Origin of the sequence: uncultured Metabacillus sp., from assembly GCF_947503125.1 — a bacterium.
GTDB lineage: Bacteria > Bacillota > Bacilli > Bacillales > Bacillaceae > Metabacillus.
Window position 1 is genome coordinate 97,240 of the sequence record NZ_CANNCR010000002.1, and the last position, 25,693, is coordinate 122,932.

Annotated in this window: 24 protein-coding genes; 14 read left to right on the top strand and 10 right to left on the bottom strand. The window is 31.0% G+C overall.

Annotation, left to right across the window (positions count from 1 at the left end):
* Nucleotides 1–3: 3 nt before the first annotated feature.
* From Q1B07_RS02085 to Q1B07_RS02130, 10 genes are all read right to left on the bottom strand, one after another.
* Nucleotides 4–1,257, bottom strand: coding sequence for a hypothetical protein (locus tag Q1B07_RS02085; RefSeq protein WP_299831262.1), 1,254 nt, complete (start codon nucleotides 1,255–1,257; stop codon nucleotides 4–6).
* Between the two features lie 11 nt (nucleotides 1,258–1,268).
* Complete coding sequence (locus Q1B07_RS02090) at nucleotides 1,269–1,460, bottom strand: YonK family protein (RefSeq protein ID WP_299831265.1); 192 nt, start codon at nucleotides 1,458–1,460, stop codon at nucleotides 1,269–1,271.
* 321 nt (nucleotides 1,461–1,781) lie between these two features.
* Nucleotides 1,782–3,038, bottom strand: coding sequence for a PhoH family protein (locus Q1B07_RS02095; protein ID WP_299831266.1), 1,257 nt, complete (start codon nucleotides 3,036–3,038; stop codon nucleotides 1,782–1,784).
* A 182-nt stretch (nucleotides 3,039–3,220) separates the two neighbouring features.
* The gene (locus Q1B07_RS02100; protein ID WP_299831269.1) at nucleotides 3,221–3,529 is read right to left on the bottom strand and encodes an HU family DNA-binding protein; all 309 of its coding nucleotides are present in this window, start codon (nucleotides 3,527–3,529) and stop codon (nucleotides 3,221–3,223) included.
* A gap of 143 nt (nucleotides 3,530–3,672) precedes the next feature.
* The gene (locus tag Q1B07_RS02105; RefSeq protein WP_299831272.1) at nucleotides 3,673–4,410 is read right to left on the bottom strand and encodes a hypothetical protein; all 738 of its coding nucleotides are present in this window, start codon (nucleotides 4,408–4,410) and stop codon (nucleotides 3,673–3,675) included.
* A complete protein-coding gene (locus tag Q1B07_RS02110) occupies nucleotides 4,407–7,187 on the bottom strand; it encodes a hypothetical protein (RefSeq protein WP_299831275.1) in 2,781 nt (926 codons plus the stop codon). The genes Q1B07_RS02105 and Q1B07_RS02110 overlap by 4 nt, the downstream gene beginning before the upstream one ends.
* 15 nt (nucleotides 7,188–7,202) lie before the next feature.
* Nucleotides 7,203–8,996, bottom strand: a complete 1,794-nt coding sequence (locus Q1B07_RS02115) for a zinc-ribbon domain containing protein (RefSeq protein WP_299831277.1) — start codon at nucleotides 8,994–8,996, stop codon at nucleotides 7,203–7,205.
* Between the two features lie 80 nt (nucleotides 8,997–9,076).
* Complete coding sequence (locus tag Q1B07_RS02120; protein ID WP_299831280.1) at nucleotides 9,077–9,268, bottom strand: hypothetical protein; 192 nt, start codon at nucleotides 9,266–9,268, stop codon at nucleotides 9,077–9,079.
* Nucleotides 9,269–9,454: 186 nt separating this feature from the next.
* Nucleotides 9,455–10,495, bottom strand: coding sequence for a zinc-ribbon domain-containing protein (locus Q1B07_RS02125; protein ID WP_299831282.1), 1,041 nt, complete (start codon nucleotides 10,493–10,495; stop codon nucleotides 9,455–9,457).
* 53 nt (nucleotides 10,496–10,548) lie between these two features.
* On the bottom strand, nucleotides 10,549–10,770 hold the full coding sequence (locus tag Q1B07_RS02130) for a helix-turn-helix transcriptional regulator (RefSeq protein WP_299831285.1): 222 nt from the start codon (nucleotides 10,768–10,770) through the stop codon (nucleotides 10,549–10,551).
* Nucleotides 10,771–10,980: 210 nt separating this feature from the next.
* On the opposite strand from Q1B07_RS02130, the gene Q1B07_RS02135 reads away from it, so the two are divergent.
* The 14 genes from Q1B07_RS02135 to Q1B07_RS02200 all read left to right on the top strand — a co-directional run bounded on the left by Q1B07_RS02135 (nucleotide 10,981) and on the right by Q1B07_RS02200 (nucleotide 25,114).
* The gene (locus tag Q1B07_RS02135; RefSeq protein ID WP_299831288.1) at nucleotides 10,981–11,262 is read left to right on the top strand and encodes a hypothetical protein; all 282 of its coding nucleotides are present in this window, start codon (nucleotides 10,981–10,983) and stop codon (nucleotides 11,260–11,262) included.
* A 1-nt stretch (nucleotide 11,263) separates the two neighbouring features.
* Nucleotides 11,264–12,361, top strand: a complete 1,098-nt coding sequence (locus Q1B07_RS02140) for a cell division protein FtsZ (protein WP_299831291.1) — start codon at nucleotides 11,264–11,266, stop codon at nucleotides 12,359–12,361.
* Between the two features lie 208 nt (nucleotides 12,362–12,569).
* Nucleotides 12,570–13,157 carry a M23 family metallopeptidase gene (locus Q1B07_RS02145; RefSeq protein ID WP_299831294.1) on the top strand — a complete coding sequence of 196 codons (588 nt, stop codon included), beginning with the start codon at nucleotides 12,570–12,572 and terminating at the stop codon, nucleotides 13,155–13,157.
* A gap of 278 nt (nucleotides 13,158–13,435) precedes the next feature.
* Complete coding sequence (locus tag Q1B07_RS02150) at nucleotides 13,436–13,864, top strand: helix-turn-helix transcriptional regulator (protein ID WP_299831297.1); 429 nt, start codon at nucleotides 13,436–13,438, stop codon at nucleotides 13,862–13,864.
* A 135-nt stretch (nucleotides 13,865–13,999) separates the two neighbouring features.
* The gene (locus Q1B07_RS02155; RefSeq protein ID WP_299831304.1) at nucleotides 14,000–14,143 is read left to right on the top strand and encodes a hypothetical protein; all 144 of its coding nucleotides are present in this window, start codon (nucleotides 14,000–14,002) and stop codon (nucleotides 14,141–14,143) included.
* Between the two features lies 1 nt (nucleotide 14,144).
* Entirely contained in the window at nucleotides 14,145–14,342 is a 198-nt protein-coding gene (locus Q1B07_RS02160; RefSeq protein ID WP_299831307.1) for a hypothetical protein, read from the top strand.
* A gap of 378 nt (nucleotides 14,343–14,720) precedes the next feature.
* Nucleotides 14,721–15,995 carry a hypothetical protein gene (locus tag Q1B07_RS02165; protein WP_299831310.1) on the top strand — a complete coding sequence of 425 codons (1,275 nt, stop codon included), beginning with the start codon at nucleotides 14,721–14,723 and terminating at the stop codon, nucleotides 15,993–15,995.
* 13 nt (nucleotides 15,996–16,008) lie between these two features.
* Nucleotides 16,009–16,194, top strand: a complete 186-nt coding sequence (locus tag Q1B07_RS02170) for a hypothetical protein (protein ID WP_299831313.1) — start codon at nucleotides 16,009–16,011, stop codon at nucleotides 16,192–16,194.
* Nucleotides 16,195–16,311: 117 nt separating this feature from the next.
* Nucleotides 16,312–18,579 (top strand): FtsK/SpoIIIE domain-containing protein, encoded by a 2,268-nt coding sequence (locus Q1B07_RS02175; protein WP_299831853.1) that lies wholly within the window; start codon nucleotides 16,312–16,314, stop codon nucleotides 18,577–18,579.
* 239 nt (nucleotides 18,580–18,818) lie between these two features.
* Entirely contained in the window at nucleotides 18,819–18,983 is a 165-nt protein-coding gene (locus Q1B07_RS02180) for a helix-turn-helix domain-containing protein (protein WP_299831316.1), read from the top strand.
* 23 nt (nucleotides 18,984–19,006) lie between these two features.
* Entirely contained in the window at nucleotides 19,007–21,214 is a 2,208-nt protein-coding gene (locus Q1B07_RS02185) for an AAA family ATPase (protein WP_299831319.1), read from the top strand.
* 4 nt (nucleotides 21,215–21,218) lie between these two features.
* Nucleotides 21,219–22,118: a hypothetical protein gene (locus Q1B07_RS02190; protein ID WP_299831322.1), complete on the top strand. Its 900-nt coding sequence runs from the start codon at nucleotides 21,219–21,221 to the stop codon at nucleotides 22,116–22,118.
* Between the two features lie 201 nt (nucleotides 22,119–22,319).
* Complete coding sequence (locus Q1B07_RS02195) at nucleotides 22,320–23,072, top strand: hypothetical protein (RefSeq protein ID WP_299831324.1); 753 nt, start codon at nucleotides 22,320–22,322, stop codon at nucleotides 23,070–23,072.
* Nucleotides 23,073–23,386: 314 nt separating this feature from the next.
* Nucleotides 23,387–25,114 (top strand): hypothetical protein, encoded by a 1,728-nt coding sequence (locus tag Q1B07_RS02200; RefSeq protein ID WP_299831327.1) that lies wholly within the window; start codon nucleotides 23,387–23,389, stop codon nucleotides 25,112–25,114.
* Nucleotides 25,115–25,693: the final 579 nt, after the last annotated feature.

Sequence of the window (25,693 nt, forward strand, 5' to 3'; positions counted from 1 at the left end):
TAATCAAATATAATAAATTGCATCAAGAGTAGAAGGGGAGTACTCAAATAACTGGAATCTCTTATTAGCGCCAATGAAACCATTATCATCATGCCAAGAATCTGTCTTATTAGCTGTAGCAAGTGTTCTTTGAACTATTCCAAATTTATCACTCATCTTTTCAGCATGCAGATGTCCTGAATGAATTTCTTTGACTTCTGCTTTAGCGATCAACTTGCCATATTCAGATAGGAAATTTTCCATTAGTCTGTTTGCACCTTTGTCACCATGAGTCAATCCTAAGAATATCTTTCCCCATACAAATCCTTTACGTTGCTTTAAGCTGCTATCAAATTTTACTTGAGGGAAGATAGCCTTTAATACTCGGAATACTCCATAAGCAGATGTTTCATCATGATTCCCTTTTACGTAAATACATTCTACGTCTTTTGCTTTCACAATTGCTTCGCCAATAATAGTCTCATAGAATTGTAAAGCTTCATCAAATGCTCTCTCCATATCAACTTTTTCAATAGGAGTTCCATTTGCTGTATTCCCTTTAAAGTCATTGTTATGAAGTAGATCTTGGCCAATAACAAATAATACTTTTTCCCATGAACGAGAACGTATTTTTTGTACGATTTCATTTAAATGCTCACTGTAATATTCAAGAGAAGACACTCCAAAATGCATATCGTATAAAGGGATTTCTAAAAGTTTTGAATGTTTTTCTACTTGTTCTTTTTCGATTACAATAGGCTTACGTTTTGAACACACTAATTCAACTAATCTATCAATATCAAAACCATCTTTCTTAGGTTTAACAGTAATTTTACTTGAAAATAGTGTCAATGTTCCGTCATTCTTGTTATGCTGATTCCATATACTTGATTTAGCACTTACAATATTCCATTCAGAAGGATTATATCCGTGTGCATTCAATAAATATTCAGGATTCTTACTATCCTCAATAGACATTTTGATAAGTTTATCTGACTTTTGAGAACCGTCTTTAAGAATCTCTACTTCATGCTTTACAGGTAAATCCTCTTCAACAGTATTGTCCTCTAATTCTTGACTATTGAAATATGAACCCCAACGTAACGATTGTGCGTAGTCTTTTCTCCATTTACTTTCATCACAGTTTTTACCTGTAGCACTATTCATTAAGTCTGCAATCTTATATTTATCTAATCCGTACACTTTCATATTAGAGTAAAGTCTTACTAAATATGCATCTTCAGTCTCATTGTCCTGTCTTTTAAGAATAGAACTCATCTAGCCACCGCCTACTCTTCATCGTTGAATACAACGTCTTTAGCTTCTTTAAATGAAATATTTACATTCTTATCTTTGAATAAAGCCAAAACATCCGATAAAGTATGTACAATTTCATCTTCTTTAAGTTGTTCAACAATTGTATTATCCTTCAAAGAAATTGTAGCGTTTTTAAATGAAATAGAATTATCCATTTTAGCCATAGTTTATTTCTCTCCTTTTATTCCAAGTAAAATAAACCCTCCTAGAAAAACTAAGAGGGGAGTTGGTCTGTAACTAGACAGACAATGTAATGAATACTAAAACAGGGAGGACGGCACACCCTCCATCTCTGATAACTATTTAGTCGTACACAACGTGCGAGCAAATAGCGTGTAGAGAACCTATTTCTACCTCTGTTTTAGCAAATGTATAATGTTAAATTCAAGTCGAGGTAAACTCTTTATTAATTCAAATGTGTAAATTTATTTGTGAGAGTAGGACGTTGTTTAGGTAAGTATAGTTTTTGCTATACTTGTCTTATATTAAATTAGCTCTGAAAGTGAAGCTATATCCGATCTTTCAGTTTTGTCAAGTGTCACAACACCAAATAGTGGATTGCCTTTTAACTTCTTAAGAGTGTTAATAGCAGAATTATGTTTGTTATAGTCACTGTCACTTTGTTTTATATCACCATTTAAATAAATAAAAGATTTCTCACCTATTCGAGAAAGTAAAACTCTAGCATGATAATCAGACATAGACTGTATTTCTGTACAATATACTCCACATCTATTGAAACTTCTACCACGTATTGATTCAAAATGTTGAATTTCAATTTTACCTTTTTCAACCAACATCTCTAAAGCCTCTATGCCACCGAGTTGATCAGCAAGTGGAAGACTCCATGTGAGCATCTTAGAGAAAAGATCCCCCTTTAAGAATCCAACTTCACCTGAATCTTTTAGTTTTTGTATATTCCTAACAAATACAATCTTGTCAATTTCTTCTCTTTGGAGTGCTTGCATCATGTGAGCAGCCATTAAATGATCCTTTCCACTACCGGCTCCTCCTAGAACAAGATTGACTCCTATATTCTTGTTTTGAAGCATATCAAATGCAAGTTGTTGTTTTACGTTAATCGGCTTTGTCTTACCCATAAACAAATCTTCTGTTGGTTTATACTTCAATTTGACTAATTTTTCACCATCAAATCGAAAAGTATCAATTGCTTCATATCCATTAACTTCACCAGAAGTACGATGATATGTAGGTTTAGTTTTATCCCAAACAACAAGATATTCATTTTCAACCATATTAAGATAATTATCGTCAGAGTTTTGATATATTTTAGCAAGCATTGCTTGGCTTTCTACATCTTCACCTATGTATAAATCCCTAATTCCTGTATATGTTGAATAATCGTTAATTTTATCATTATCTAAACTAACGACTTCAAGACCAAAACCTTCTGCCTTATAAGTTAATAAAATATCATTTGAAATGAGGGAATATTGATTTTGTACACACGCAGCAAGGATGTTGTTGTCTTGGTACGCATCGTCATAATCTTTTCCTAATTCAAATCCATTATAATCTTTAGCGTCAAAGGTAAATTTTTCTTTATTGTTCTTTATATATCTAGTTGCTTTTCTTGCTCTAAATGCTAATTCATCATTATGCGAAGACTTGTGCTTATCTAATTCTCTCAAAGTATGACTTAGTAGTACAATATTATAATCGGATAGACTTTCAATATTGTCTAAGAGAATATTGGTATCTGCTACAAATAGTTTAGTCATAATAGTAACCCCTTAGTTTTAAGATTTATATTTCAGGTAGGGAAGTGACGAGGGGTGAAGATAACCTACCTTTGAATAGAAGGGAAGAGGGGAAACTCAACCCTTCATGACTTTTAAAGCTCGCATTTATGGTAGCGAAACACCTGCTTACAACATCTATAATGGTTAAGTTTATCTATAAATTATAAAGAAACTGTTTCTTTAAATGTCTTGCCTGGTTTAAACGCAGGGACACGTTTCTCAGGAATTTCAATTTCAACTGTTGGATCTTGTGGGTTATGACCTTTACGTGCTTTGCGAGTACGTGCTTCAAAGTTTCCAAAACCAACAATTTGTAATTTATCTTGTTCATTAGTTAAATCAACGATGCTGTCTAAAACTGCATCTACAATAGCAGTAGCTTCTTTCTTATTAACAGAAATTTCCTTTTCCGATAATGCTTCCTCTACTAATCCTTGCACTGCTTTTACTAAATCTGTTTTGTTTGCCATTTGTAAATCTCTCCTTTTATTCTATTTGATAAATTTATTTTTAAAATTAGGAATAGTAGAGAATCCTTTGTTTCTCTTTCTTCCATATACATTTTTAGACTCTATGTGCTACAAAGTCAATAGTGTCAAGGGTTCTAGCCTTTTTAGCTTTTTCTACTCCGATTTTTCCACATTCTTTTGTTCTTTTTTGTATTTTCTTCTGCACATTTTCTACAATATTTCTTTGCATTTGTTGAACTCTTGCTATTACCTTTAATAGCTTTTTCACAAACTTCACATTTCTTAAAATTTTCAGTTCCTACATATAATTCATATTCATAAACAAAATCATCAAAATCCTTAATAGTAATTACAGGTTTTCCTTTCTTGTCGGAGTATTTAACCCAGCGTTTTCCACCCATTGTAATATCAATCAACTCTTTTGAGGTGAGGGATTGAAGTATTTTAAGTTTAGTTTTTGAGTTTATATTTAATTTACTTAATCTATATAAATCCTCAATGACTACTTCAAATTTCTTATAGTCGTAAAACTTATATAAAACCAAAAGAACAAAAACGACTTTTTTCTCCCTTATATCTTCCAATGTATCAATGACATCTAATTCTTTTTGCGTGATATTTACAACTTTTCCTGTAATAAACTTTCCACGTTTAGCAGCGAACACTGTTCTATTGATAATTTGAAACCATTCATCAAGGTTAAAATGTTCTATGTATTTTTCACAAAATTTTATTATCTTAGATTTAACCTCATCATCGTTCAAGTCTTTATAAAAATAGTATTTTGCTAATATATTAAGTTCATAAACAATCTTATTCTTAGTCTGAAATCCTTTTTTTATCATTGTTTCAGCGTATTTCTTTTCATCGAATATAATCAAATAACCACCTCTTGTAATTTATATTTTTTACCTAAATATTCTTCACCTGTTTCATCATAGAAAGGCATTTCAATGACCATATCACTCTTAGACTCAAGAATTTCCAAAAGACCATCTGTTCCAATACTCCAAACAAAATCTTTAGGTTCATTAGGCTTCAACTTATATAGAAGGTAGACAAGATGATTTGCTAATTCCTTTTCATTTGAACAAATACTATACGCTTCATTGCGTATTTCGTCATAAAACTCATCAATCATCCTATCTTTTTCATTTTCCTGATCCATTGAGAAGTCAATAGAATTCATTGTATTGTTCTTAACTTTAAAATTCCTTTTCTTAGAAAATTTAATATACAAATCATTTAAATCATTAAGTTTATCCTTATTGATTTCAATTTCTGAATCAAATAGAAGCTCAAACATTTCTTCTACATTTTCATTGTTTTTAGGTCTTTTGTATTTGAAATCTACACTCTCAATCATGTTGCATAAAACATTCATCACAGATTGATTTTTAATAACCGGCATTCTACGATAATACTCTGACACATAATAAGACTCTTGTTTCGTTTTGTCTTTCTTGCTTAATAATTGATTTAAAGTGCAGCCGAACTTCTCCTTACAAGTTCTTTCACACTTCTTTTTATATTCTCGATAATCATTTTTAATACGGTCATAAACATAAATCATGAAGTATGGTTTTCGGTTTGCAATTAAACTATTTCTGTAATATTTTTGCTGCTTAATTTCTGGCAAATCATCTTCGTATATGTATTCACGCTTTTTCCATTCGGAAGGGAAGGGTTTCATTTTAATACCCTTTGCTTGATCTATTGAATCTCCTATATATCTTCTAAGTAGTTTAATTCTTGAGAGTAGTTCATTATACTCTGAGGAACCTTTTTTGAAATTGGCAAGCATACTGATAAAAGTAGTCGAATAGTTAGTTATCGTACCAACTTTTGAGTCAAAGCTTCTTAGGTCAGTTTTCATTAAGTTTGTATTATTTAAACTTTGACTCGGTGCAGATTCTTTATCATATGTAATTACATTTTGATTAGGGAAGATACTGTTTAAAATAACATCATTGTCTGTGGTGTAAACTATATCATAGTCCCAATCTGAATCTGAATGTCTTATTGTATCAACACCCCATACATTATAAATAATTCCAGAATTAAGATACTCAAACCAATTTTCTGTTTCATCATTTTTTATGAAGTTTAGAATGTTGTGTTCATGGAAGTCAACCATTGGACTCCTACATGCATCCACTTTTTTTACATTTCGATTATTCCAAAAGCGTGAATAGTGTTCAAATTCCTTCAGTAAGCCTGTAACTGGTAGCTTGAATGCCCATTGTGCTTGACCATATGGATCACTAACCATTGCCTCATAGTTTCCTCTAGCCCACAATCGACCAATTTTAGCATCTTTAATTTTAGTTGAAATACTGTCATATATTTTTTTCTTTATGTAAGGGTCATTTAATAACTTATCATTATATAGAATTGCTTTGGCAAAATTACTGTTTGTTTTATCAAATATCTTTGAAACAGTGTCATTCTCATCAGATGTTCCTAATAAAAATAACAAAGTGTAAAGTTTATCTCCGTTGCATATTTTTTCAATCCAATCTACGGTTGGCTTAATTAGCTCCGTTATTTTTTCTCTGTTTAAGTCGAGAGTTTGGATGTATTGGTAATTTAACAAACTCATTTCTTTATCAACTTTAGGATTCACTTTTGTTACTCCCCAAGAATGCCCATGATGCTCTTGTAGCTGAGTAAACTGTTCCCATGAAGAGTATTGCTTATACATTTTAAATTGACTGACGCTTAACAGGACATCGATTTCAGAAATATCCCAATCTTTACCGTAATAATCTGTAATTTTATTTTTCTTTGCAACCTTATCTGCGAACTTATGAAAATCGAAAACTGCCAACATGCCTTTGATAAAGCTGCTTCTGATGCCAAACTGAGAAGGGAGGTAATTAAGCTCTAAATCTTCTTTCCATTGTTCTGCCATTGTAGGGGATATTAAACCTTGACCGTCCCACATATTAGGGATGAAGTCAAATTCTTTTTCAGATAGTACTCGCTTGGTTTTCTTTTTACCATTTTCATCAACTTCCTCAACATCACTTATCCAATCAACTGTTTTCGGTAGCTTGTATTCTTCACAGTCAGGAATTAAACAAACCCTTGGAGTTCTAACTGGATATGTAGCAGACATATAGAGACCGAAATATGCATTATATTTAGCCACGTTAATCTTTTTAACTTTTAATCCACAATTGAGTCTTCTGTCTAATTCTTCTTTTAACTCACTGTTTACAAAAGATGCTGTATTTCTTCGTGACTGACCTGCCCCACTACAAAATCTTAAAAACTTAATATCGTTTATGATAAATCCATTTTTACAAATTTCTTTGTAAACTTTCTTGTCATCTACTTTTACATTAACAATATCAGGAACAAATATAATGTCATCAATTTGTTTTTGCTTGTTTTTAATGGCTAACGAATTTTCTTCACTTGATTCCAGTTGCTTTAATTCATCTCTTTCTTTTATGAGTTGCTCTAGAATAGTGGGGGAGAAGTCTATATTTTTTATTTTCCTAATCATACGGAAAACTTGATTATCTCCGATTTGCACAAGTTCACCATTTAGGCGAGCCTGTGCAACTGTGAAATCAGAAATGTTGAATTTTGATTCAAGTAATCTTGATGTGGTTAATTTAAACACACTATATTGTTGTAGTTTAATCAATTAACTTCCTCACTTTCAATTTAGTTTATTTTGCTTTCTTTTATTGCGACAGTTCTTGCACCTTTTAGGAAGATCAAATCCTTTTTTATTAAAGAATTTTAACTCTCCAATACTTATCTCAAAATTATTGTTGCAATCGTAACATTCCCTGGTATAGTAATTAATTAACTTTTCACTAGCATCTAATAATAAATGATTTTTAATTTCATTTAATCTAGAAAACGGTAGTTTTACTAAATCATTTCGGCAATCTTCTATTAAACCATAGTTATTAAAATAATAACTACTTAGTCTATAGCTAGTTGTTATGGAAATTTCACATGTATCTTCTAGCCAATCCCTAATTGTAATGTCTGTTCCTGTATTATTAAAGTTCTCTTTCAGATTAACAATCAATGATTCTATTTTTTCCCTTGTTTCATTGTTTAATGGTTCCAATTTATTAAAATAGTAATTTATATCTTTAACTATTTCTTTTGCTAAATTATCTATTCCTTTGTTTTTATCGTGCTTAAATTTGAATATCTCAGCAGTTATTGAGTCGTAAGAAAGCGTTACATTAATTTCAAATATCCCATTTAAAAAGTCGTTCTCATCTATAAGTCTGCAATTTTTCTCTGATTTCACCCATACCTTTAAGTCGTAATTTTTATTTCTCTTTTTTACCTTCTCGTAAATATCAACTAAAAGACTACATCCATTTAAATCTTTTTGAATTTTTTCAGCAGATTTATTTCCTTTGTCTATTTCCTTTTTTCGCTCAATTGTAGTTTTATTAAGGTGCATTTGTTTAAGTGTTGCTTTTATTATTTCACTTTCATTAAATCTGTCTATGTTATTTATATACCAACATTTTTCTTTTGAATTGAAGTAGTTAATACTTCCTTCAAATTTATTAAAAACCCTTGAGTATTGAATGTCATATTTTAAAAATCTTAAATATTCTTCACCGAAATTATCCTTAATATTAGAACTTAAAATATTGAATATAGTTTCGGTTTTTATCCTGACATATTCCCTCATAATATCAGAACACTTAACTTTATTTAAAAACATATTTATAAATTCAAAATCTTTGTTGTCAATAACATTAATCATTTTAATCATATAATCGATGTCAACCTCACCATTTTTGTACCTTAAAACATCGTCCCAGAACCAATCTAACTTACGAATACGTTCTTTTAATTCTTCATCAACTTCACCTTTTAATTTTTCTTCCTTATACTTACCGATTGTATTGTAGTAAGTGTCATTTCTCTTAGTGTTGAAACATTTGCCTTCGTAAAATAGAGCCTTGAAAGAAGGGAATTCATTCTTATTGATCAACTGTTTAATATCCACTTCAACAACAATGTTTCTCAACTCTAACCAAATATCTAAGTAATCTCTAACTTTCTTCTTATTACTAAAAGCCATTTCAAAGTAAATTGTACTGCCGCATTCAGTTAATACGGTAACATCTGGTCTATAGACTCCATTAGAAATTTCATATTCCTTTTCAACTAGGATGTCCTTACAAACATATTGTCTCTCTTTATCTGAAACAACTGTAAAATTGTCACCTTTTTCAATAAACTTGTGCTTGAACCAAAAGTGGACTTGAGATTCACTATTACATTTACTTGAATCAACATGTGCAAAATGTGAAGTAATTTGTTTTGATTTGATAGCTTTTGGCTTTAAGTCTGATCCGCAAACAGGACAGAAGTATGTGTTTTTCTTATTAGTTTCGTCAACATCAGCAATAGTGACGATTTCGTTATTGTTGCTCTTAGCAAACCATAATTTTACATTTTCATAACTCAATGTTTAACCTCCTTTTTAGGTTTTTCTCAAATTCGGGAAAAACCTCTTATTCGATTCTATATATGTATAATTTACTTATATTAAAATTCTTCATTATGTAATTTCTTAATTTTTCTAATTACTGACTTCCATTCATTAGATTTACGATCAATCTTATTGAACCACTTATAATCTTGGTAAATAATTTCCATTGATTCTGTTGCAGTCCCATCAATAATACTTTCCTCTAGGAACGCAATAATCTCAGATGTTCTCCATGTTAATTTACTCATATTATCCAATTCACCTCCAATTCAACTAATCTACAATTCTATTTATTAAAATAAAACGAACATTTTATTATGTATGCACCACTTGTTCGTGTGGCTTACTCTAATAATATATGATTATTTTATTTATGTCAAGGATAAAACATGATTAATTTATCTTTATTATTTAAAAAAGGAAATGGAGTGATTTTATCTGTCGTTTAATTTATCTGATAAAATCACTTCAATGTTATCTATATCCCAATACCAGATTTCTAATAATTCAATGTTATGTTTAGTGGCATATTCACGTTTTCGTTTGTCATGTTCCTGTTGTTTTTTAAATTCAATTTCATTTTGTTTTCTCGCAGTACCATCATGAAATTCACCTTGATATTCAATTAAAATGTTATATTTCGGTAAATAGAAATCATAAGACAATAAACCACCAGAAGTTCCTAGTAAATTATCAAATTTTTTCTGGGGTTCATTTTCAATCATGTTTTCAGATAACCACTTTCTAATAATCTTTTCTCCATTACTTTCATTGCAGACTGGACATCCTCTTCCTAAAATTGTTCTGTTTGATACAGATGCGGCCCATTCATGACCACAGTTACCTAGCCACCAGACTTTTTTATCACTTCCCTTCGTAACTTGATAAGGGGTTAGCCCTTCGTTTTTCTTATGATTCCACTGTTTTGCTAACTCTGGATGTGTGGTTTGCAAGCACTTTTCTAAAGGGATGTCATTGCAGTGTGGGCATTTGGAATTGTTTACAGCTCTATTTCTGATAGAGGATTCCCATTCGTGATTATTTTCACATTTCCACCATACTATTTTAGGTGATGAAAATGTATAATCTTCAGGATGCGAATCATTTCTATCTGACCATTCATTGATCAAATTTTGAAAATCGGTTAATTGGTGCTTTACATATCTATCTCTTTTAGTGACTAAGCCTCTGTTCTTCTTATTCATGCATTCTTGTGAGATACAACAATCCTTAGATACAATTTCTCTTTGGTAATTATAGTCTTTAAATTTTTTCCATTTACTTTTTTCGTCAATCTGATTTGCTCCATTACAGTAGTCACAAATAAAACGAACAAAATAATGACTTCCTTTTTTCAAATCATTAACATCAACTAGAAATTCATCTCCATTTTTCGAAAAAGAGTAACCTTTTTCAATAAAATGCTTTTTATTACGGTTGCTCCATTTTACTTTAATTAACTGCTCTATTAACAATATAATAACCCCCGTTATATTAAATTTATCTTTCTGGATTAAGAAGACTGATTTCAATCTTCCTTATATGTATACAAATCATCAACTTTACAATCTAGTATTGACGCAATTTTGAAGGCTGTTTCCAATGTGGGAACAGATCTACCGTTAACCCATGAGCTTAGCGTCTGTTTTGTTACACCTAATTTCTCTGCGAGGTCTTGTTGTTTCATTTCCAATTCTGCAAGTTTGACTTTAATTTTTGATTTTAGCATTGTAAACACTCCATTTTTCATAATTTATCCCTCCTTTCAATATATAGGCTTAATTTTATTATAGCAAGTATATATAAAAAAGTAAATACTTTTCTTTAAAAAGTTATAAAATTATTTTAACTTTTTATTGCATCATTTTACCAGGTTATAATATACTGTTACCAAGATATTCAAATATTCATAAAAATATTTGTGAATTCACAACTATTTGCAAATATTAAGGAGGTTGCAATGAACGACTATTTCTCTTATATTCTTTCTAATTTGTCACTAAATGAACTTAGCGTCTTAGGAATACTTTCTGATAATCAAGCAAATTTGGTATTTAAATCAATGAAGAAGAAGACAATTCAGGACTTATCACAATTATCAACTGCTAAATTTAGAAAATCGTTGGATAGATTAGAAGCAAATAGATTTATTGAAATTGTGACTAATGAAAAGGAACACAAAATTTATATTACTGAATATGGTCAAATAGCTTTAAATCAGTCATTAAAGGAGGAAGTATAATATGTATTTAGGAGTCATTGGAATTGGCGCAGCAGGTGGAAATATTGCAGACGAAGCAGCTCTAAGAGGAATCCCTAGTTTAGCAATTAACTTTTCAAAACAAGATCTTGATTCATTACTACATGTGGAAGATAAGTTGCATTTTGTGGGATCGGAAGGAATAGGGAAGGTAAGGGACAATGCAATAATGCTAATGAAAAATAATTGGGAACTTGCAGTTAACTTTATAAAAACTAAAATGTCTACACCATCCCTTGAAATAATTTTAGTATGCTTTTCGACAGCAGGAGGCAGTGGAGGAGGTAGTAGTCCAATCCTATTAGAGATTCTGCAAAGTGAGTTTCCAGAGAAGACATTTGTGGCCGTTCCAATTCTTCCTGCTAATAATGAGGCTATAATAAATCAGATTAACTGCCTAGAGACAATGAATGAATTATCTACTCAGAATATTTCAGTGTTTCCTATAGATAATGAAAAAGTCAGAACTATTCATAATCAGTATTCAAAAAACAAGTTGTATAATTATGCGAATCATGAGTTTATTGAAGTCTTGGCACAGATAATTACTTATACAAATAAATTTTCTAAATTTGGAGTACTTGACCAGAAAGACTTGCTACAAATATTCTTACAAAAAGGCATTGGTATTATGTCTAGAATTAATTTATCTGACATGCCAAACAGTAAACAGTTAAATGAGTATATCCAAAGGTCGTGGAAGAAGTCGGTTTTTGCACCTATTGATTATAAACAAGTTATTAAAGCTGGAATCATATTTGACGGAACTGAACATCTGTTAGAAAACATTAATTTTGATGAATTATTCAATGTCTTTGCCAATGGAATGCCTATAGATTTATTTGAAGGGACATATATGGAATCTGATGGGACAGTCATATCTATCCTTAGTGGGCTACCTTGGATTAATGAGCGATTAGCACAAGTGGAGGAAATAATAAATAAAGGCAAAGTAGACCTGGAGATATCAAACAATACATTCACCCCAAAGACGAACTATCGTAATCTGAAATCAACCTCTGTCCAAAAGCAAAATAAAGGGGGTTCTGCACTAGATATTTTGAAGAAGTATCAGAGATAGCTTATTATTTTAAGATATTAAAACCTATATACCCCTGTTATTACCCAAAGAGTAAATTTTCATTACCCAAACCAAATTACCCATGTAATTACCCCTTCGGGTAAGAAGGGTTTGATTGGGTAAGTATATTTTCAGTGTGAGAACGATCTCGGTAATTTGACTACAGATTTGATTTACTAGAAAAATAATAATCAAGGAGAGTTATGTAATGAGTTATAAAATAACATCACGATATTTGCAGAAAGAAGGATTCAGAAAGAACCCACACACGGGCATCGATCTGAAGATGGAAATAGGTGAACCACTTCGAGCAATTAAGGAAGGTAAAATTTTAATCCGTGATTACGGTTCAACGAATGCTGGAAAGACTATTCTGATTGAAGCAGAGGACGGCAAGACGTATATCTATGGGCATTTATCTGAATTCGTAGTAAAAAATGGTCAACACGTAGATATCGGGCAGCTAATCGGCTACTCAGGAAATACGGGACACTCAACCGGAGCGCATCTTCATTTTGGCGTTAAGTCTGGGGAGACTGGACGATTTTTAGATCCATCTCCCCATGTGGAATTCATTCAAAATATGAACAACCCACAATTCTTAGCAAGTGTTAAAAATAAGACAATCACATTGACTCAACCGCCATATTCAATGTTTGATGTACTCAAAGAAACAGCCAGTACCTACGGAGATATATTTCAAAATTTAAAATTAAATTTAATTTACCTATTAAAGTCAATTGATTATGCGATTATCATACAAGGTTTCCAGAACTTGTTTCAATTTTTCTCTTGATAAGCCAGTTTCTCTAATTACACTCTCGGAAGCATCTTCTAAATTTGTTTCCCAAGTCGGCTTTTTATATTTCCAGCCATTTAACATTAAACTAGACATTTAGCATACCTCCATCTAATTAGTCATATTTATTTTATAATTACAACTTTTTTCCGCCTTTGTTTGTTTTTTCGCTATAGTCATCAAATTTATCACTAGGAGATTTTTTATAAAGCATATAGTTCATCCCTTTCTGCAACTGTTGTTTATATTATGGGACTAAGGAGGATCGTTTATACATGGTCGAGAAAATCATTTTTGAAATTGAATTGGAAAAAGAGACAGTTCATGAGATTGAAGATCTAATCAAGTATTTTAAAATCAGAAAGCTGCTTACTAACAAAGACTTTTCCCAATCACATGAAGAATTTATCAAGTCAGGCTTATATGCTCATATAGAAAGGCTGAAAAGGTTTCATTCCTTTACTATAAGTAAAGACACTTATAAATTGAAATCATCATCTAAATTGAAAAATAAAATTAAGCAATTTATGGTTGAGGAAGGGTTAAAACAAAAAGACCTTTCAGAGCTAACTGAAATCGATCCAGGAGCTCTTAGTAATATCTTATCAAATAGAAATCAACCTTCAATGGACTATTTTTTACGTATATGGGTAGCTCTGGGATGTCCTCCAATTGAAGAATTGTTTTACCGTGACACTGATTGAAAAGTGTCATTTTTCTTTTCCAAAATTATTCAGTAATTTTTTCAGAAATAACGCATAGGACAATTTACCATTTTCGTATAGTTGAGTATAGATATATTAAGTTAACAAATAACAACAAATCGGGAGGAAATTAAAATGATTACAACTTTAATTGGAATTCAAACAGTTTGTATAGGAGTTTCTGCATACTTAACATATAAGACAAGGAAGAAATCCACAAAAGTAAAATTAACATCTAATGATAAAGGTTATAAGTATTACAAAGCAGGAGGTTTTTAATATGGGAGTTGAACTGATCGGTATTGGAGTAGTTATCATAAAAGTTTGTGCTTTTGGTAGTTTAGGTGCCGGAATAATCACAGGAGTTAAATGGTTTGCTAAATTTGATCCAACATTTAAAAAGAAAAGCAGTTTAGGAGGTGGAGACAGTGACAATAACCTTGAACATCTCCGCAAAGCAATTAGACAATCAAACTAAATATATAAAACCAAAACAAAATAACATACTTAATAATTCAAATCTTCCATCCATAGAAGAAATGAGTTTTTTAGCAAAAAGCCTTTCAAAGGAGGTGATGACAAAAAAGAAAGAAGGGAAGAGGTTTATAAATATAGCAGTAAAAACAATTGTAACGTCACTATCAATATTAGCCCTCGTAGACCCAACATTAACGTTTGCAGCACAAGTAGTTCCGGTAGCTACACAAACTCCGAATCTAATCACTCCACCAGATATAATCAAACTGTGCAAATATCTTCTAGGAATATGTGTAGTAATAAGCTTCGCAACAGCAATGATCATGTCAGTAATAGCAAGCAGTTGGGGATACTTCAGGAGAACAAACGATGCATTCAAATGGGTTCAAGAAATAATAAAGTCTTTCGTAATGATGATGTTAGCGCCAACTTTAATAATCACAATAGCACTTGTCGCTTATCTGTTATTCGGCAGTTCAAGCTGGTTCATCAAACCTTTCTAAGAGTAATTAAAAAGTTTACAATTCCATATGCAGCAGTAACTCCAACATTCCTTTTTACTAACATCAGTGTAGCGAAGGCCGAATCTAATTGGCTATTTCAGCCTAAAGGAGCATTATATAAAGTAGCCGAACACAAAGCAGGGATATCTAGTGGAGGAGATGTAGGAGCACTTCAAACCTGGAAAACCATTGGGGAATATATCATTAAAGGAATTAACTGGTTCGTCCATTTACCCGAAAATATCGCACAACTTTCAGTCAATTTACTCACAAAACTGTACGAATTACTAATGTATATCCTACAAACCCCACTATTTATCTTCAATAATTCCTATATAAAAGATGCAACACTTGTATTTACAAGTTCTTCTATTCTAATAGTTACAATTCTTACGCTAATCGAATTAATGAAAAGAATGTTTAAGAAACGTCATACAGACTTCAAAGATATTATGGGTAGATGGGCATTGGCAGTAACCGGCTCAGGATTTGCACCATTTTTATTCGAACAAACATTTAACCTGCTAAACTTAATTTCTAAAGCCATAACCAAAATAGGAGCGAGTGAAATTAAAGCAGAAGAAATGATGACTTATATGAAGATGAGTGGATTCAACACAGTACTACTTGTAGGGTTTGACATTATCCTTATAGCAATCATGATTCCAATATTCTTACAAAACTTTCGCAGGTTCTTCGATCTCATGTGTCTTAGTGCAATCACTCCTCTTGCATTAACAGCTTGGGTGTTTGATGACTATAGACATTACTTTAATAAATGGTGGAATCAAGTTAAGTCTTTAGGAAGTATTCAAATTGTATATTCGCTATTCATATGTCTACTAGGGATATTCATATTTGGTACTAGAAATATTGTTGATGGAGGAGGGTTGTTCTTAAAAATTGGAATTGCAATTGGTGGACTTTACAGATTGGCAAATCCACCGCAGTTTATTAAATCAAAGTTTGATAATGGGGACGATATTATTGATGTAGGTAAGAACTTATGGAAGACAGGTAGAAATGTATGGAACACTGTGACTTTGCAGCCAGGACGACTATTTTTACAAAAGAAAGAAGAAAGCAAGATGAGCGAGATTAAAAAACTGCGTAAGAAACACGGTCAACGTTTTGTTAAAGGATTATCATAAGGAGAGAAAATAAATGCTAACTAAAGAGAAGATTATTTTAACTTGGGAACAAGATTTCGATGAAGTAACTTATTTCACATTTACTCATGAAGGAGATTGTGTTATTTACAATATAGTTGAAGATAGATACTACTTTGGAACATATAACCATGGAATCTCATTCGCTGAAGCTTGCGAAATATTAAGTCTAACTGCATAGGAGGTATAAAAATGGGTGTATTAGAAACTATAATTTTATTAAACACAGGTATTATTGTAGTTAACACATATTATCTGTTCATTAACTCAAAAACAATTTGGAAAGTCATTGATCAACATGCTTAAGGTATTCAAAAATAAAATAAATACTACTAACCGTACCAATTCATCAAATATAGTCCGACTAGTTGAATCATTTAACGAAGAAGCAACACTTCCTCTCTTAACATCTGACTTGTTAGGAGAGGGGATTTTCTCTTTTGAAGTAGTTGCTAACGATACATTTATTGAAAACTATGTTGTTACACCTCCATTTTTCCGTAATATTCTTGGTGAAGAGTGTTTTAGAGACTACCAATACCTAAAAAATAGCCTAAATACCCTCCATTGTTACACTATTGAGCTAACAAGTCCTTCATTTTTGCCCATTTTTACTGAAAATGAAGCATCATTACTGCAAGATTTATCACTTTTACAGCAGAAAAGTAGCGAATTATTCATACAGTTGCTTATTACATTACGTCAAGACAATTGGAGAGAGATATTTATTGACCAATATGAAGAATATCTTAGGGGAAATGACTTCCCAAGTGCAAAACGTGTACAGAGAAGAATGCAGCGTTCCATTCTCAATGTTTTAAACAAAGTTAGTGGTACAAATACTAATAGAAAAGAAGTAAAAGAGATTAGCAATAAGATTCTTGATAATGGATACCGATTTGAACTTAGAATAATTAACACTGATGATGACTTTGGCAGATTTGAAAATGAATTAAGTGATTTGCTAAAAGAATATGACTTTTTTAATTGTTTGCGATTCTTCAAGGATAGAAATAAGAAGCAGTTTATTGATAACTTTTTGAATAGAAGGTTCTCTCCTATCTCAAAAGATCAGTTAATCAGTGAAACTGAGTTATTGAGTATCCTATCAAGTGAGCAAGTTGTAATTAAGCAGGAAACGATTATAGAAAGGATGGAGGATACTAAGAAGACTGTAACGAAAATCAACAATTTTGACTTGTTGCCTATTGGAGTTAAAAAAGACAGAGAAGTTGATCATGGAATAATTGCACAATTACCTGGAGCATTAAAGAAAGCAAGGGCAACTAAGACGGATAAGATTGAAATATTAGATGTTGAATTAGGAGCTACTGTGCAAAGAATTACATTTAAGATACCGAAAGACCATGTTTATACAGATATTAAGAATAGGCATAATGATATAAATTCAGCATTGGGATCTGATATTAATATTATTCAAGGCAAAGAAGCCAACACAGTTACATTTTTAATCCCATGTCAGCAACGTGATATCATTTACCTTAAAGAATTATTGGAGAGCAAAGAATTCCAGGAGTTTACACAAGATAATCCACTTCCTTTTGTATGTGGTCTAGATATGTATAATCAACCGGTATTTAAATGTTTAACAAAAGCCCCCCACCTGTTAATTGTCGGTGGAACAAACAGTGGAAAATCGGTCTTCATGAACTCAGTATTAATGACATTGATGCTTCTAAAATCACCGAATGAATTGAGGCTATTTTTAATTGATCCAAAGAAAGTCGAATTAACATTATACGAAGGATTACCTCATGTAGAAGGAAAGGTTATTAAGGATATGGAAGAAGCCATTGGTAAACTAGACGGTCTAATAAATGAAATGGAAAACAGATATGATAAAATGTCTAAAAAGGGTGTTAAGAATATTGCTGCCTACAATAGACAAAGTAAATCAAAGATGCCTTATATTATCTGTGTGATAGACGAATATAATGATTTGCGTATGCAGTATGCAGATGTGGAAAGCAAGATAGAGCGACTTGGACAGAAGGCGAGAGCTTCAGGTATTCATTTGATTATTGCAACACAGACACCAAACAAAGATGTCATGAGCAATACACTTAAAACCAATTTACCTTCTAGGATCTCATTTAAATTAGATAATAGCAATGAATATAAGACTGTGTTCGGAACGGGGATACCTTATAGGAATTTATTGGGATTTGGGGACGGAGTAGTAAAATATGTAGCTCAGACAGAAGAATTTATAAGATTCCAAGCACCTGTTATAACATTGGATGAGAATGAGGAAGAGAAGACATTTAACAATCTTAAGAAATTATACAAAGGCGAACAGATTGAAGAGTTGGATCTGCCAGAGATAGAGAAAGAAAGCGACCTAGATAGATTGAAACGGATAATTGCCGAGTCCGGTGAAACAAGGGTTGGCGAGTTGCGCAAGGAAATGGGGATAAAAATGAACATTGTATCTGACTTGATGCAGCAATTAGTTTTGGAAGGTTGGCTAGAGAAACCTGAAACTAAAAATAAAGGTTATCAATTGATTGCTGGGGAGGAAGAGTTGGATAAGTGGAGGTCATAATTAGTTATGGCCTTATTTGTTGTTTTGGGGACGCAGGAGTTTGATCTGAGCGTTTTAAATGGAAGGAAGGGTATTTATATTACGATAGGTTAAAAAAGCGAGATGAGGGTTATAGAAGGTTTAAAATAATTTGTATATTTAATTTATTTATATATTGCTATAAAAGTAAATTTAATATACAATGAATACATATCGAATTGAGGTAAAATTTGTTTTACCAAGAAAGGAGGGTAGTTAAAGTGAATTATACAAAGATTATTGAAGAAAAAGGATTAATGAAAAAGTACGTTGCGAAGAAAATTGGTGTCAGTCCTACAATGCTATCATTGTTTTTACATAAGAAAAAGAGTTTGTCAGAATATAGATTGAAGTTGTTACATAATGTTTTAGAGTTACATAAATAAAATAAATTTAAAATAGGAGTGAAATGATGGATAAAAATATTGAGTTAAAAGCAACTGTAATCAAACAAAGGTTTTATAACGGTGCAAGCATGTGGGGCGTATATGTATTTGAGCCAACTCAACAAGATATGCGAAAGGTTGATTTAAGTTACAATGGTGATTTTGCTGTTAGTGGAAACTGTCCAGAATTATTTGTAGGGAAAACTTACGATATTGTTATAGAACCGTCCGAACATCCGAAGTACGGAAAAGGTTATTCATTCGTAGCAATCAAACAAAAGAAACCTACGTCAGTTGACGAACAACAAGCGTATCTTAGAGCAATGTTAAAAGAAAAACAGGCTGAAGCAATTATTGAGAAATATCCTAATCATTTAATTTTAGATATGATGAAGGATGATACATTTGATTATAGCGACATTAAAGGAATTGGAAAGCCTACATATGACAAGATCAAAAAATACCTATTTGCTAACTTAGACATCCAGGAAGCATTGGTTGAACTAAGTGAACTAAATATTACGTTCAAAGCCATGAAGAAATTAATTGATCACTTTGGAGATGCAAGTGTAGTTATTCAAAAGGTGAGAAATAACATTTACAATTTGTGTGAAGTTTCTTCCTTTGGATTCCTGAAAGTAGATCAATATGCATTGAACCGTGGAGATGATAAGGAGAATAGAAACCGAATTATTGCAGCATTAAAGTATGTGCTTGATGAAGAAGCAATGTATGGTCATTCATGGTGCAGTGTTCAAGGATTAACAGATAAGGCTAAAGAATTATTGCAGATTGATAAAAGGTTAATCCATAATGCGATTGATTATGTAGAAGAGAATGATGATAGTTTCTATATTAGTGGCGACCAGATAGCAATTAAGAAAAATTACAACTTCGAAAAGAAATCTTATGAATATTTGATGGATATGCTTAATGGTAAGGTAAAAACAAAGGTTGACAATGTTGATGAGAGAATTAAGCAACTGGAAGATGCAAGTGGATTTCAATATACTGACGAACAGAAGAATGCAATTCGTGAAGCTGTAAATAACAATTTATTGGTAATTAATGGAAAAGGAGGTACAGGAAAGAGTTTTACTGTTAAAGGTATTCTAAATGTACTTAGCAATTACAGTTATGTATGTTGTGCATTAAGTGGGAAAGCTGCGAAAATTCTTGAGGATCATGGGTTAAATTCTATGACTATTCATAGAATGCTTGGAGTTGAAGGAAATGGACAATTCTTATATAAAAGAGGAAATCCAATGCCATATGACATTATTGTTTTAGATGAGGCGAGCATGGTGAATAGCCAACTATTTTATAGTGTCCTCTCAGCAATTAAAGATGGTGGTAAGTTAATCATCGTGGGTGATAGTGGACAATTGCCAGCCATAGGAACTGCTTCAATATTTGAAGATATCTTAAAGTCAAATAAATTACCAAGACAAGAGTTAACTATTGTTCAAAGGCAAGCGCAGAAGTCTGGAATATTATCAACTGCAAATGAGATCCGTGATGGAAGACAGATTAATGAACGTTACAATTATGAAAATAAAGTGGTTGGTGAGCTGAAGGATTTTGTATTATTACCTGTACAGAATAAAGAAAACATTCAATCTATTATTCTAGACATCTGCAATAAATATAAAGACAAGGATTTAAATGAGTTCCAGGTGCTAACAGGATTAAAGTCTAGAGGAGACTTATCCGTAAAGAAATTAAACTTAGAGTTACAAAAAATATTTAATGATGTAAGTAAGCCATTTGTAAAACGTGGGGGATATGAATACCGTACTGGAGACAAGATCATTCAGTGTGGTAATAACTACGATGCAGGAGAAAAAGGTGAGTTTAGTATCTTTAATGGTACATTGGGAATGATTGAGAAAATTGATTTTAATAAGAAAGATGAAAGTAAGAATGTTGTATGGATTAAGTTTGATAATATTGATGAGTTAATTCCATATAGCAGAGATTTATTGGATAGTATTGAATTGGCTTATGCAATTACTGTCCATCGTTCACAAGGGAGTACCATTAAGCATATATTGTTTGCATTTGATTATGCATCCTATATGTTACTTTCTAGACAATTTGTTTATACAGGTATCACAAGGGCGAGTAAAGGTTGCGTAGTTGTATGTGAGAATGCAGCATTACACCACGCAATTAAAACAGATCACAGTGGAGTTAGACGGACATTCTTATATGATATGTTGATGGGATGATTATATGGATGAATTAATTAAACAATTACAATATGATGAAAAGGAATCTACAATATTTATTCCTAATGAGATATTCACAGACTTACAGAATCATATTAAAAAGTCAAATCATATTCCTTTTGCTTATTCATATTATTACTTGGTTAATTGGCTGTACAGATACACTAAGTATGGTGGATTGAGTATTGATAATAAAACGATTAAATCTATACTTGGCTATAATCCAACGTATACTGAGATAGACTATTTAATTAAAAAGAACGGTGTCCTAGATCTAATGGGATACTGTTCTACTGTTAAAGATTATCCTATTTCGTGGACATTTGAAGATGAAATATTAGAATTTGTGCTGCTTAGTGATATTGAAGAGGAGTTTCAGAAGTTGATTAAAGAGTCTAGGAGTAGGAAGTATACGATTAAACTTCCTGTGAAGTCATTCTACAGAAAAGAAGATAATGAAGATGTTATGGATGGTACGTATTATGAGTTTGACCGGACACATTTAATTCCATTTGAAGTATTTCTATTCTGTATGAGTAATAAAGAATTAGGTTGCTCAGGTTTTTACTTATGGAGCTATTTAAAGATGCAGAATCAAATGTACAGTGGTTACGATATTAGTTTAACTGATTTAGCAAATGAAACCGGAATGACTAGGAGAACAATGTGTACATATTTGACTAACCTTAGAAAGTATAGGATGGTTGATTGTTATCATAACCAGGAGTTCTTCTGTACGGCATTAAAGGAAGATGAACGAAAAGCTAATACATATGTTACAAAGGAGTATGACTTGTTTTCTGATAAGCCAGTGGATATTAAGAGAATTGAGATTGTAGGAGTAGATAAATACCTTGAAAAACTTGATAATAAAGCTGTTTATGATGTGATTGATAAATGGTAAAAACGAAAAACATAGGAATTTGCACTATATATAATATAGAAGGGAATAGTTATAAGTTAATTAAATAATAGTTAAATATATACATTAATAATTAAATTATAATATAAACAAATTAAACAAAAGTTGAAGCTTATATAATATATATTATATGTAGTGCAGAAACCTATGTTATTCAAAAATTAATAAATGGGAGATGGAGAAATGACGAAAAAGAGTAAAGTTGAAATGAGATATTGCTATAAATGTAAAACAAAAAGTCCTAAAGAAGAGTTGACAATTGTTAATACTGGTAAGAAGTCTAAGACAGGTGGGGATGTAATAAGGTATTATCATAATGAATGTATGACTGTTGAAAAGGTAAATAAATCAAAAGGTGAAAGAAGAACTGGTTCTTGGAATAATGAAAGTGATGTACATAAAAGTTTTAAAGATAAATTATTCAATATGATTATAAATAAAGAAATTAAACTGTATGATCAATTTGGGAAAGAGATCATTTTTAAAGATAATAGTTTTATATCAACTGAGACTCCAGTGAGTAAAGAGTATGGAAAAGAAATTCCGTATGTATCATCATGTAAACCCTGCTTAGATAAATTTGAGTTAGAGTATAATGAAGAAGTTGAAAAGAGAATTGACCCCAAGGTTGTTAAATCATGTTACAATTCATACAAGATTCATCCTTGCATTGGCTGCATATTTAATAAACAGAATTATATAAGTGTTTTTGACATTGGAGCAGGTAAAGATAAAGAATATACTACTGCAATTGAAGTTTTGAATACTTCTAGAGTAAAAGAGTATAAGTTGAAATATTGTATAAAGAATAATATTGAGTTGTTCGAGGTTAATGTGAATGATATTGAGGATGAATTGGATGATACGTTAGTTTTACAAAGACTATGGTGGATAGATAATAAAGGTAAAATAATTATACATAAGGATTATATTTGAAGGCGGTCTGTATAGGCTACCTTTTTTAATTGGTGTAAATATATCCCCCGGTAGGTGATTGACTAGGCAAGTGGATGATGTATTGATCAGATTATCGTAAGCGTGAAAATTGAGTATCGTAAAATTAGGGATTCATAGCTGGATAATGTAGATGTGATAAGGGATTGAGTGGTGTAAAAATATTATAAATAAATTTAATATAAAGTATTTACACGTTATTTATAGTGTGATATATTAGAAGTAACTACATGCTTAAGTCATCTAGAAAATATAAATAAAATAAATATACATATTATAAAAAAGGAGATGGTCTTTTGGTTCAAAAGGAAGTGTTAATTGGTGATATTGTTGTTCCTATTATTGAAGATGGAGGTGATAAGTATTATCCGATAAGTTATGTATCTGATAAAGTATTGTTACGAAAAGGAAACGTTATTTTACAAAGTAATTATGAAACTTACAAAGATAAAATAAAGATATTCACGCTTGATTATTCATTTATTAATGGAGGAATACAAGAAGTTAAATGTGTAAATGAACAAGGCTTAAAAGACGTTCTTAAAAAGTCTAAGATTGGAAGGTTAAACGTTGAGCAACGTAAAGCTATGAATATATTGCTGAGATATTTAAATGTTGAACAAGTTAGTGAAGATGAACAATTTATTAACTGTATAAGTGAAGACGAATTAAATAATTACAGTTTATTTATAAAGGATGCAATTGTTGATGTATTAAAAGAATATCCGAATACAAAATTTCAAAGGTGTAGTAAGTGTAATACGTATTATCCCTTACATGAAAATTTCTTTAAATTAAATTTAAATTCTTCTAAAGAATTTGATACTTACTGTAGAGATTGTAATAGATGGGATGAAAATAGAGCAAGGGATTTCGTAAGAAGAAATGATATGTATTTATCAAGAATTAATATGAAATACGGTGAGGAAACCTATAAAATATTTAGAGATCATAAGGTTATTGATATTTATTTGTTTTATATTGATAATTTAAATACAATTCCACCAATTATTAAAAATAAAGAAGATTACTTAGAAATAATAAAATACATAATTAATAAGGATAAATTAAATATATATGATATAAGTAGTTTTGCGGAGTTTAATAAGAAATATAGATTACAAGCAATAAATAATTTATTAAGTATGAATGAATTATATACTGATATACTTGGAGATTTATATTATTTAGAAGCATGGAAATACAAGCAGTCAGTGTTTAAGCATATTGAACTTACATACGAAATTGCAAATAAAGTTTTCGATAATTACATAAATAAATTTAATATTAAAATTGATGATATGTTTAAGTTTAATTATGATGAAATATGTAAGAAGGCAGGGATAAGAAGTTTAACTGACGGAAATATACTGTACTTCATAGTGCAATATAATGATTTTAAATATCCAGGCTACAAATATAAAACAGTAAGTCCAAATTATTACAAAGAAGAGAAGAATCTTTTATTTGACTTGAAGTGGCTGATTGTAAATGATATGAAATTACAAGTTGAAAAAATACCTTTATATTTAACTAATTATACGCTTACTAAAAAGGCAAGGTCTTTATATAATTATATAGTTGTTAATGATAATGGCAATCTATTTCATTGGATAAACAAAATATACCCTGATCAATTTACTGAGCTAGACTTTGATGTTAATTTTCATAGAAATGAATTTGACTCCCTAGAAGAAGCTAGAATAAATGATCTGCTTGAAGAAAAGTTTGAAAATGTAATATACAATAAGCGTAAAGGTAGTAGATCTTTAATCAATATTGATAGTATGCAGCCGGACTGGATAATTGTTTCTAAAAGTGGGTGTTGGTTTATTGAATATTTTGGAATGTATATAGAAAGACAAAAGGATAATAGTACAAGAATTAAAGATTACATAGATAAGACTCATAGAAAAATAGAAAAGTATAATCAGTTAGAAAATTATAAGTGTTTATTTTTATATCCAGAGGATATCGAGAATGATTTTTTAGGCTGTCGAGAGAAGTTAGAGAGAATAGAATAAAACTCAATATTATTAAGGGTTAGAGGCGATTTTAAGTCGTCTCTTTTTGTGTTTGAGAGTGTACGTATCGTTAAAACATAATGATTATAAGGGATTGATCGACTTCCATAGTTAAATTATGCTGCATTTAGATTAATTCTTAGATGGCTTAAACTGATAAAAATATTGATAATAAAGGATTTCTACGATACAAGTTACGATAGAAATTTATGTTCTATGGAGTCAAAAAATAACTCTAGTGTGGAACTCAATCTGCTTGTGAACATTTGTTCCTATATAAAATGCCAATAAATGTAAATATACGCCCCCTCAATGGTATATAGAAGATTCATTATAGGGTTAATTCATAATCTTATCCGATATTGCAGCATTTCCAACCTATTCACTAATTTATTTAAAATTTTTCTCATTTCACCTTATTTATTAAAAGCTGCTTATATTTAAATCGTGAGGTAACATACAAGCGCACTCCAATGACTTATTATCACTAACTTACTTTTTGTAACCTGGTATCATTTTACTGGTAACTTTTCGCTATACACTGTTGTATAAATACTTACTAATATATCTACACTAACT